The organism is Acetivibrio sp. MSJd-27 (genome assembly GCF_018918095.1).
Taxonomy (GTDB): domain Bacteria; phylum Bacillota; class Clostridia; order UMGS1840; family HGM11507; genus HGM11507.
The window spans coordinates 1-10,700 of sequence record NZ_JAHLPV010000059.1; the positions used below are offsets into that span (position 1 = coordinate 1).

At 43.4% G+C, this 10,700-nt stretch carries 9 protein-coding genes; 8 read left to right on the plus strand and 1 reads right to left on the minus strand.

Features of this window, described 5'->3' with window-relative positions:
- Nucleotides 1–221: 221 nt before the first annotated feature.
- The gene (locus KQI32_RS12500) at nt 222–1,016 is read left to right on the plus strand and encodes a histidinol-phosphatase HisJ family protein (protein WP_177691253.1); all 795 of its coding nucleotides are present in this window, start codon (nt 222–224) and stop codon (nt 1,014–1,016) included.
- A 202-nt stretch (nt 1,017–1,218) separates the two neighbouring features.
- Nucleotides 1,219–1,389, plus strand: coding sequence for a DUF3787 domain-containing protein (locus tag KQI32_RS12505; RefSeq protein WP_177691254.1), 171 nt, complete (start codon nt 1,219–1,221; stop codon nt 1,387–1,389).
- An 83-nt stretch (nt 1,390–1,472) separates the two neighbouring features.
- On the opposite strand, the gene KQI32_RS12510 is transcribed toward KQI32_RS12505, so the two are convergent.
- Nucleotides 1,473–1,688 (minus strand): YlcI/YnfO family protein, encoded by a 216-nt coding sequence (locus KQI32_RS12510; RefSeq protein ID WP_177691255.1) that lies wholly within the window; start codon nt 1,686–1,688, stop codon nt 1,473–1,475.
- A gap of 138 nt (nt 1,689–1,826) precedes the next feature.
- On the opposite strand from KQI32_RS12510, the gene KQI32_RS12515 reads away from it, so the two are divergent.
- The 6 genes from KQI32_RS12515 to KQI32_RS12540 all read left to right on the plus strand — a co-directional run bounded on the left by KQI32_RS12515 (nt 1,827) and on the right by KQI32_RS12540 (nt 9,937).
- Nucleotides 1,827–2,057 (plus strand): helix-turn-helix domain-containing protein, encoded by a 231-nt coding sequence (locus tag KQI32_RS12515; RefSeq protein ID WP_177691256.1) that lies wholly within the window; start codon nt 1,827–1,829, stop codon nt 2,055–2,057.
- Between the two features lie 63 nt (nt 2,058–2,120).
- The gene (locus KQI32_RS12520) at nt 2,121–2,801 is read left to right on the plus strand and encodes a response regulator transcription factor (protein WP_177691263.1); all 681 of its coding nucleotides are present in this window, start codon (nt 2,121–2,123) and stop codon (nt 2,799–2,801) included.
- Nucleotides 2,794–3,792: a sensor histidine kinase KdpD gene (locus KQI32_RS12525; RefSeq protein WP_177691257.1), complete on the plus strand. Its 999-nt coding sequence runs from the start codon at nt 2,794–2,796 to the stop codon at nt 3,790–3,792. Before KQI32_RS12520 ends, KQI32_RS12525 begins: the two co-directional genes overlap by 8 nt.
- Nucleotides 3,793–4,060: 268 nt before the next feature.
- On the plus strand, nt 4,061–4,744 hold the full coding sequence (locus tag KQI32_RS12530; RefSeq protein WP_177691258.1) for an ABC transporter ATP-binding protein: 684 nt from the start codon (nt 4,061–4,063) through the stop codon (nt 4,742–4,744).
- Complete coding sequence (locus KQI32_RS12535; protein ID WP_177691259.1) at nt 4,741–7,338, plus strand: FtsX-like permease family protein; 2,598 nt, start codon at nt 4,741–4,743, stop codon at nt 7,336–7,338. Before KQI32_RS12530 ends, KQI32_RS12535 begins: the two co-directional genes overlap by 4 nt.
- Nucleotides 7,339–7,498: 160 nt before the next feature.
- Nucleotides 7,499–9,937 carry a DNA translocase FtsK gene (locus KQI32_RS12540; RefSeq protein ID WP_308167059.1) on the plus strand — a complete coding sequence of 813 codons (2,439 nt, stop codon included), beginning with the start codon at nt 7,499–7,501 and terminating at the stop codon, nt 9,935–9,937.
- Nucleotides 9,938–10,700 lie beyond the last annotated feature (763 nt).

Sequence of the window (10,700 nt, forward strand, 5' to 3'; positions counted from 1 at the left end):
GAGCGGCTGCCTGTGATAGTAATGCGGTGTCAAACTTTCGGTGCCTCTTAGAGAGGCTAAGCCTGTAATAGCCCCTTATAGGGGCTGTGCAAACCACCAGTTTACTGGTGGTTCTGATTCATGAAATATATTCTATTCACGCGGCTGTAAATTTGCTGTTTCACTTTTTTCTTTTTTGATGTATAATAAACATCAACGAAATAAAAAAGAGGGAGAAAGATATGTATAAAACGGATTATCATGTACACACCAGACATTCCTCCGACGCTCGGGACACCATGCGAGATATGGTTTCGAGAGCGGCAGAGTTGGATATAAAAGAGCTCGCATTTACCGATCATATCGAAATAAACGAAGGCGGACTGGAGTTTCATTACGCCAGGCTGAAAGCGATTTATGAGGATATTCTGCAATGCCGTGAATGGTTTGAAAATAAAATCACAATTCGGTTTGGACTGGAGCTGGGGCAGGGAATTTACAATCCCGTGGAATACCAGAGAGTGGTTAACGCCTTCCCCTTTGACTTCGTTATGTCCTCCATCCATCGTGCCAGAGGACAGGAGGATTACTGTGAGCGGCACTATGAGCAAAAGAATGTGGACGAGGTGCTTCTTGAATATGTCAGGGAGATTGAATTATACGTTGACGAATTGGATTTTGACGTGTTCGGCCATATTGACTATCCCACCAGATATCTGCAGAAATATGGTATTCACTATGAAATGGAAGCATATGAATCTTATTTTATTTCCGCGTTTCGGAAGCTGGCGGCATCCGGCAGAGGAATTGAACTTAATATTTCCGGGCTGCGGGATGGGCGTATGGCAATGCCGTCCTTCCGTCTCTTGAAGCTGTATAAACAAAACGGCGGGGAGATTGTCACTTTGGGATCGGATTCCCATCAAACCCAAGCGTTAGGGCTGAAATATGAGGAGGGGATCCGGCTGTTAAAAGAAGCGGGATTTTCCTATCTTACCACTTTTGAAAACAGAAAGAAAAAAAGAATCAAAATTTAAACAGCATAAAAAATTGTCATATTCAAATACTAAAGATAAGCATTGGAGAGTCGAGCCCAATATGCAATGTACTTGTTCTATTTTCGCTTTTCAAAGGCTCAATTGACAAGTATTTTAACACGGAATGGAAGAAATTTCATCTGTATGCGTATTGTGTTCCATTCCCGAATGCTTGTCAAACAGATGATTGGAGGATATGACAATGGGAAGAATCAAACACAGCAAACAGCAGGCGGAGCACGGAATTTTAAAAGCATACGAAACGCTTGCGCTGGCAGAAGAGAAATCAAGGGATCCTGAGACAAACACCACAATGCCATCCGATGTCAATGTGGAAGAAGCGAGAACCTGGTGCCGCGTGAACCAGAAATAAATCAACTGTTTGATGAAATACTGCCGTGTGACAGCAGAAACAGATGTTGTTCTGCCGCTCGCCGGCAGTTTTTTAATGATTTCTCAGCTTTTCCGATGGGAATGGATCTCTTCCGAGCCCTTTTCTTTTTTCTCTTCTTCCAGCATTTCCAGGGTGAACTCTGTTCCCGCAACGATAAAGGCGGAAAAGGTGCAGTCTGTCCCGCGAATGTTTTCCTCTACTTTTTCAATGACAGTATCCGGAAACCGTATGGTTTTATTCGTTTTTTTCGGTATTGCCGGAATTTTAAATTTTCTCATTTTTAATATCCTTTAGAATTCTATTTATTATTTTCAAAATAGGAATAAAAAAACTGTTTTAATAATATTTTAGACGAAATATGACTAAAAGTCAATAGTCATTTTTCGTCTGATGTATTATTGTTATGAGGTGATTTTATGGAATGGTATGAAATTTTGAGAGAATTAAGGGAAGAAACTGAACCAAGATTGTCACAGGAAGCAGTAGCTGCAAAATTAAATATGACACAAAGAAAACTATCAAGAATGGAAACAGGAACTTCAAATCCGGATATAGAGGATATAAGATTAATTTGTAAATATTACAACATATCTGCTGATTATTTAATTGGTCTTACAAAAGAGAAAAAGATATGTCCAAAAAAATAAAGATTTATTTGCTATAGTTCATTTTCATAATATTATCGTGATGAAGAAGGTGAGTCAAAAATGATGAACATTTTATTGGCTGAGGACGACAAGACGATCGCCTCCGGCTTGGAATATTCCCTGCGAAGCGAGGGCTACGGCGTGATTCTGTGCCACAATGTGAAAAGCGCGGTTCAGACGCTGGAATCGGAAAAAATTGATTTGTGCCTGCTGGATGTGAGTCTGCCGGATGGGAGCGGCTATGATATCTGCCGAAAGGCAAAACAGACAGGGGATCTTCCAGTTATCTTTCTGACCGCCTGCGACGAGGAGGTCAATGTGGTGATGGGACTGGATATGGGGGCAGACGATTATATCACCAAGCCTTTTCGGATAAGGGAACTGCTCTCACGGATCCATTCGGTTCTGCGGCGTTATAAAAAAGAGGAAAGACGCTTCTGTGCCTTGGGGGATGTCATGGTTCATACGGAGGAGGCGAAGGTATCCAAAAACGGGAAGGAGATTGTCCTCACTGCTATGGAGTACCGCCTGCTTTTGACTTTCTGTAATCATCCGGGCAAGGTGATGTCCCGTTCCCAGCTGCTGGAAAGTATCTGGGATGCAGCAGGAGATTTTGTCAATGACAATACTTTGACCGTGTATATCAAACGTCTTCGAGAGAAACTGGAGGATGATCCGCAAAATCCCAGATTGATTCAAACGGTGCGGGGTCTTGGCTATAAGGCAGGTGGAGACCATGTTTAGAAATCGGGAGTTCCGAAATTTTGCGCTGTTGCAGACTGTCCTGGCTGTGAGTGGAATTGCAGCAGGCTTTTTGGTTAGCACGGCCGCGGCGATATTGGCGCTTTTGTTAAGCGCGGCAATGATGCTGACCACTTTTATTTTTACAAAATGGCGGTACCGGAGACTGGCAGAGCTTTCCGATTATCTCAACCAAATTTGCAGTGGAAGGTACGATTTAGACATCCGCGACAACGAGGAGGGCGAGCTGAGTATTCTAAAAAATGATATTTACAAGGTCACTCTCCGGCTGTCAGAGCAGACGCAGATGCTTCAGAAAGACAAAAAACAGCTGTCGGATGCCATATCCGATATTTCTCATCAGCTGAAAACCCCTTTGACCTCTATGAGCGTGATGACGGATTTGCTGGGGGATGAGAGCCTTTCCGAGGAAAAACGCAAGGAATTTTTACACAATATCCGCACTCAGCTGGAACGGATTGAATGGCTTGTATCCTCCCTTTTAAAACTTTCTAAAATAGACGCGGGAACAGCCGAATTTAAACGGGAGCAAATCTCCGCTGCCGAGGTGGTGAAACGCGCTGTCGAGCCGCTGCTGATTCCTATGGAACTGCGAAGCCAACAGATTGTCATTCGGGGAGAGGACGTCACCTTTTTTGGTGATATCAACTGGACGGCAGAGGCGTTGACCAATATTATCAAGAACTGTATTGAGCACACCGGAGATGGGGGGACGATCACAGTGGAATACAGTGAGAATCCCTTGTACGCTGAGATGCGCATAATCGACAACGGCAGCGGGATTGCACGAGAGGATCTCCCATACATCTTCAAACGGTTCTATCGGGGGAAAAATGCCGGAGATGAGAGTATCGGCATTGGGCTTGCTATGGCGAAAAGCATAACCGAGCATCAGAACGGCGATCTGAGTGTTATCAGCAAAGAGCGCATTGGAACTCAATTTAACATGAAATTTTATAAGCATATTGTTTAAAATCCTGCGGCGGCAGGATTTTTTTCCAATAGAGCTGCAATGCTCCTTAAAGGTGAAAATTCTCCACAATTGCTTCATACGCCGACATATCCGCCTTTCCATCGGAAGGGATGGATTTCTCTAAGCAAAATTTTTTATTGAATGGCTTGTGAAGGTATTTTGATTCCCATGTCATCTGCATTAAAGTGACAAAATTGTTATAAAAAAGTCACCGGAAAGTCATTTGCCAGGTGTAAAATGACAGCATCAAAACAATGGAGGAATGTATATGGAAATTTTAAAGATTGAAAACCTTTCCAAAATATACGGCAGCGGTGAGACCGCGGTCAGAGCATTGGATCAGGTATCTTTCCGGGTGGAAAAGGGAGAATTCGTGGCAATCATCGGACCTTCCGGCTCAGGAAAGTCTACATTGCTTCACATTCTGGGAGGGGTTGACCGCCCAACCAGCGGTAAAGTACTTGTGGACAACACCGATATCTATGCTCTGAATGAGACAAATCTGGCGATCTTCCGCCGCCGGCAGATCGGACTGATCTATCAGTTTTACAATTTGATTCCAGTGCTGAATGTGGAGGAAAATATCACATTGCCCCAACTGCTGGATGGACAGAAGGTGAACCAGAGACAGCTTCAGGAAATTGTGGAAATGCTGGGACTTCAAAACCGGATGGATCATCTGCCAAATCAACTTTCGGGCGGTCAGCAGCAGAGAGTCTCTATCGGCAGAGCGCTTATCAATAAACCAGCCCTGGTTCTGGCGGATGAGCCTACCGGAAACCTGGACAGCAAGAACAGTGCGGAGATCGTTGAATTGTTGAAGATGTTCAACAAAACCTATCACCAAACACTGATTGTCATCACACACGACGAGCGGATTGCTCTCCAGGCAGACCGCATTATTGCCATAGAGGACGGCAGGATCGCAAAGGATGAGGTGATTCGTCCATGAATATTGTGAACAAACTTACCGTCAGGCAGCTAAAAGAAAACAAAAAGAGAACAATGGTTACGGTCATCGGCGTCATTATTTCGGTGGCGATGATAACGGCAGTGGCCACTCTGGGGCTTTCCTTCATGGATATGATGCGCCGGCAAACGATTGCGGATGACGGTGAATGGCATGTTCTATATGAAAATGTGAACCGGCGGCAGCTGGAGGCGATCGAGTCGGATGAGGAGACCAAGTCTGTCATGCTGAGCAAGGACTTGGGCTATGCTAAGCTGGAGAACGGAAAGAACAGCAACAAACCCTATCTCTTTGTAAAGGCATATGATCAGGCCGGATTAACCGGTTTTCCCATTCACATCACAGAGGGGCGCTTGCCCCAATCACCGGATGAAATCGTAGTCCCTGTCCATGTTGCCACGAATGGCAAGGTACAATATCATTTGGGGGATGTTTTGGAACTGGATGTGGGGGAACGCTATAACAGGGAAAGCGAAGATATCGGTCCCTTAGGGCAGACTACGTCCTTTGATACCGATAAGGAGGGCAACTCGCTTGAGATATTGCGCAATACCCGGCATAAGCGGTATACCGTTGTCGGCTTCATGGAACGACCGGAATGGGAAGCGACCTGGGCTCCGGGATATACGGTAGTCTCCTATTATGATGAAAACACTGTTTCCGATACGGAACGGTTTCACGCTTCGGTGACTGTAAAAAAGATCAATCGTGCTTTGTTCAACAAAGCGGAAAAATTTGCGGAGGAAAATGAAATTGGAAAGGTGTCATTTAATAACACCCTTCTGCGCACATACGGCGTTGTGAAAAACGACAATATGCAGAGCATGCTCAACGTCCTTACCGCTATTATTATGAGCATTATCATGGTGGGATCCATTTCACTGATCTACAATGCTTTTGCTATCTCTGTCTCTGAGCGTTCCAGGTATCTTGGGATGCTGTCCAGCATCGGGGCAACCAAAAAACAGAAGCGCAATTCGGTATCCTTTGAGGGAACGGTTATCGGCGCAGTGAGCATTCCCATTGGGATTGTCTGCGGACTTTGTGGAATCGGCATCACCTTTGCATGCATCAATCCCTTGATACAAGGAGCGTTTGGCGTTACAGAGGACTTTCGTCTTGCCGTATCTCCTCTGATGATTGCGGGTACGATTCTACTGTCAGCACTTACTATTTTTATTTCCACTTATATTCCGGCCAGGCGTGCATCAAGAGTCACTCCTATTGATGCGATTCGGCAGACAGGAGATGTAAAGCTGACCGGAAAAAACGTCAAAACCACAAAGCTTACCCGGAAGATTTTTGGGATTGAAGCGGAACTGGGACTGAAAAACTTGAAGCGGAATAAGCGGCGATATAAGGCCACTGTCTTTTCCCTGATTATTAGCCTTGTACTGTTTTTATCCGTATCTTATTTCTCTATCAACCTGAAAAAATCGCTGGCTCTGACACAGGATGGGTATAATTTTGATATTCAGGTCACCGGAAGGAGAGGGGAAGGAACCGAGTTGTTCCATCAAATAGCGGCACTGGATGGAGTCACAAAAGCGAGCAGCCTTAAACGGTTGGATGCAGCCTGTACTTTGACTGGAAATAAGCTTCCTGCGTATTTGAAACAGCATCCGCAATATCAGGCGGACAGGGAAGCATTTGAATATATGGTTGAAGTCTATGCGCTGGACAATACTTCGATGGAAGAATATACAAGGAGTATCGGCGTGGATGCCAGAAAAATGAAAGATCTATCCTGCATTGTAATTGACCGATTTCAATATGGAGATAATGAAAAGGGGAAATATGTGGAGTTAAAGCCTGTCAATCTTTCAAGGGGAGACAGTCTTCCTGTGGCATACATGGATTCTGAAAAGGGGCAGAATATTGCTCTGGGCGAGCTTACCGTACTTCAAACAACAGACCAATTTCCAATGGGGGTGATGCCAATTGGAAACAATGCAGGATTTCAGGTGATTGTCGGTGAAGATGTATTTCATAAACTTGCCGAAAGGATCGAGAGAAAAGATATCTACACTTCCAGTTATCTTTGCCTGCAGTCAAAGGATCCTATGAAGCTGCAGACAGAGATTGAAGGGCTTCGGGATGCATCGGAAACCAATTCCATTTATATTTTCAACACATATCAGATGCGGCAGCAGGAGGAACAGTTAATGATGCTTCTGACCGTGTTTGTATATGGGTTCATCATCCTGATCACAGCGATCTGCATCGCAAATATTTTCAATACCATTTCGACCAGTATCGCACTGCGCAAAAGGGAATTTGCAATGCTGAAATCCGTTGGAATGACGCCCAAAGGCTTTAACAAGATGATTAACTATGAAAGCATTTTCTATGGAATCAAGGCTTTGCTTTATGGCCTTCCCGCCAGCGTACTTATGATGCTGTTCATTTACTATACTCTTACTAAACAGTTCAATTTTGGTTTTATGCTTCCATGGACAGAGATTGCTGTCGCGATGATTGCCGTCTTCCTGATTGTCAGTGCTGCAATGCTGTATTCGATTTCAAAGGTAAAAAAAGAAAACATTATTGATGCATTGAAGCAGGAAAATATTTAGTGTCATGCTCCTTCTTTTCAGTATTTCATGTTCTGAAAAGGGGGAGCATTTCCAATGAAGCAAAAAATTCACACTCTTTTTCTGAATGGGAAAACCTATTTGACATCCAGTGGAAGCTTTGATAAAATAGAATTAGTTTGGATAGAAGGGTTGGATTAGAGTGGCAGCACAAAAGAAGAGGACAGCGAAAAAGCCGACCGCCAAGCGGCAAACGGCTGCACAGAAAAAGAAAAATCAAACATTATTTACGATAGGTTACCTGTTTTTGACGGTAATCCTTTTGGTGTATACCTTTTTGAGTTTCTATTCTGGTATGCTGGGCAGCCATGGCGAGTTTGTCAAAAGTATATTTCTAGGGATTTTCGGCAGCATGTCATATCTGTTGCCATTTCTGCTGATTTATGCATTTGTAATGTATATTGTAAATATGAGAATCCATACCGGATATATAAAAGTCTGGCTGTGTGCAGGTATTATCCTTGCCGGCAGTGGGATCAACCATTTGTTCCATTTTGGCGCGCAGGCGATGCCGATTAAAATTGAGCAGCTTTACACCCAAGGCATCCAGGGCGGAGGAGGTGTCATCGGCGGATTTATCGGGGAACCGTTAAAAAGCGTACTCTCTTTCACTGGTGCGGTTATCCTGCTTTTTCTGGTCATTTTATTTTTACTTATCTTTTTATTTTACGAACCGTTAATGAAGTGGTTCGATCATATTTCTCAAAAGGAGAAAAAAACGAAAATACAGCCAAAGGAAAGAAAAACAGAAAAAATGGTACAGGAACATTCAGAGGGGTCTCCCGTGCATAGCAAAACTGATTTTTCTAAGATTATGGAAATTTTTGAGGATTATCAGGAATTGGGTGAGGAGGACGAGGACGAGGAACCGCTGCAAAAAGAAACGAATCTGGAAAAAGAACTGTTTGACGAGAATGAATTTTTGGATAAACTGCTTTCTGGACAAGATCACACAGCGTTGGAAGAGATAAAGCCAGAGATAACCATACACGGGCCTGAACCAGCCGAAGAGATCACGGAACCGGTTTTTGAAAAACCGAAACCGAAGAAAGCGGCAGTGCAGCCTTTAGAAATTGAAGTAAAAAAGGAGGAGGAAGAATATCACTTTCCTTCCATCGAACTGCTTGACGACAATCCTTATCTAAATAAACAGAGCATGGATAGAAATCAGCTGAAAGCTAAGGCTGTCAAGCTGGAGGAAACATTGCGGAGCTTCGGCGTAGAAGCGCATGTAGTGAATATTGAACAGGGACCAACCGTGACACGCTTTGAGCTTCAGCCAAAAAGCGGTGTTAAGATTTCAAAAATTATGGGACTTTCAGATGATATCGCACTGAATTTAGCTGCAAAAGGAATCCGCATCGCGCCAATTCCCGGAAAGACAGTGATTGGCGTTGAAATCGCAAATGATAAAAATACTCCTGTTTTTGTGAAGGAGGTCATTTCTTCCAAAGCATTTCAGGATCATCCCTCTAAAATTGCATTTGCGGTGGGAAAGGATACCACAGGTAAAACCATCGTGGGCGACATTGCCAAAATGCCTCATGTTTTGATTGCCGGAGCGACTGGTTCAGGGAAGAGTGTGTGTATCAACACTTTAATCACATCCATTTTGTTTAAGGCTCACCCAAATGAGGTGAAATTGATTATGGTGGATCCAAAGGTTGTTGAACTGGGGGTATATAATGGAATACCCCATCTGTTGATTCCGGTGGTCACTGACCCCAAGAAAGCGGCAGGGGCTTTAAACTGGGCCGTTATGGAAATGCTGAACCGTTATAAATTATTTGCCGATAACGGTGTCCGCGATATCAAGGGATATAACGAATTTGTACGGAAAAACGGAGAGGAGGAGCTGGTTCTTCCACAGATTGTTATCATAATCGATGAGTTGGCAGATTTGATGATGGCATCTCCGAAAGAAGTGGAAGAATATATTTGCCGTCTTGCTCAGCTTGCCCGCGCGGCTGGAATGCATCTTGTGATAGCAACACAGAGACCGTCCGTCGATGTCATCACAGGTCTTATCAAAGCAAATGTTCCGTCAAGAATTGCTTTTGCGGTATCCTCTCAAGTGGATTCCAGAACCATTCTGGACGGAGGCGGTGCAGAAAAGTTGCTGGGAAAAGGAGATATGCTGTATTATCCGGTAGGGGAAACCAAGCCCCTGCGTGTACAAGGTTCTCTGATTACAGACAAGGAAGTAGAACGAATTGTCAATGTTGTAAAGGCAACCGCGCAAGTTAATTATAATGAAGATGTTATGGAACATGTAGAAAATACACAATCCTCTGAAGGCGGACGGGATGACAACGGAGCGTCCGATGCGGATGAATTGCTGCCTCAGGCAATTGAGATTGTAGTGGACTGCGGACAGGCTTCCACATCTATGTTGCAAAGGAGATTGAAGTTGGGCTATTCCCGGGCAGCGAGAATTGTTGATCAGATGGAAGAGCGCGGGATTGTGGGACCGTCAGAGGGCAGTAAGCCTCGGCAGGTTCTTATCACAAAAGAACAGCTGAATGAAATGACTCTGCGCGAAACAATAGAAAGTATGAACAGACAAGCGGAAGAAGAGTAAACACAGTTAAACATAACAATACCAAGGGCTACTAAAAGTTCCTTGGTATTGTTTTTGTCAGAATATACGTTATTTTATGAATGTTATAATGAAAAGCAAGCTGAGCCCCACCTCTTAAGCGGCGGGTTCTACTTTCTTGTTTTGGAGGTGGCACAATTCAACACCAAAACAAGTATTCCGGGCGTTGCCCTTTGTTGAACAAGATAAAACGCTTTTACACACAATATGCTGTAAAAGCAATTATAAAAGCGTTTCAACCTCGCAAAATGGAGGATAGGAACCAACCGCTTGCTCATAATTTTTTCGACCATCTATAGAGTCTAAGAAAAGCAAAGAAAAATGATAGGAAATCACAATGTTAAAATGATAGGCTCCATAAAAAAGATTAAAAAATCATATTTATCATGTATATATTTCACATACATGGATAATATAACACAATATAAATTGACTGATCTTACAGTCTGAAAATTTATTTACAAAAAGTATTGACATGATGGCTTGTTTGTGTTAGACTATCAGAGCTGCACGAGCAACTAGAAAACATTTAAAAAACTTCAAAAAAACTCTTGACAACTTGATAAATGTTTGCTATCATAAAAGAACGCTCCGCAAAAATGGAGTGGGACAGGCGATAAAGCCAACCGGTCCTTGAAAATTGAACAACATGACGGTCCTAGCAATAACTTAGAGTTTAAAAACAAGTACAACTCAAGTAGAAACGAGTAAAAAGGAAACGACAAACAAAGTTTGTTTAAAGGGG

Coding starts and splice junctions, on each gene's coding strand:
- KQI32_RS12500 (WP_177691253.1), top strand. CDS start 222: ATGTATAAAACGGATTATCATGTACACACCAGACATTCCTCCGACGCT.
- KQI32_RS12505 (WP_177691254.1), top strand. CDS start 1,219: ATGGGAAGAATCAAACACAGCAAACAGCAGGCGGAGCACGGAATTTTA.
- KQI32_RS12510 (WP_177691255.1), bottom strand. CDS start 1,688: ATGAGAAAATTTAAAATTCCGGCAATACCGAAAAAAACGAATAAAACC.
- KQI32_RS12515 (WP_177691256.1), top strand. CDS start 1,827: ATGGAATGGTATGAAATTTTGAGAGAATTAAGGGAAGAAACTGAACCA.
- KQI32_RS12520 (WP_177691263.1), top strand. CDS start 2,121: ATGAACATTTTATTGGCTGAGGACGACAAGACGATCGCCTCCGGCTTG.
- KQI32_RS12525 (WP_177691257.1), top strand. CDS start 2,794: ATGTTTAGAAATCGGGAGTTCCGAAATTTTGCGCTGTTGCAGACTGTC.
- KQI32_RS12530 (WP_177691258.1), top strand. CDS start 4,061: ATGGAAATTTTAAAGATTGAAAACCTTTCCAAAATATACGGCAGCGGT.
- KQI32_RS12535 (WP_177691259.1), top strand. CDS start 4,741: ATGAATATTGTGAACAAACTTACCGTCAGGCAGCTAAAAGAAAACAAA.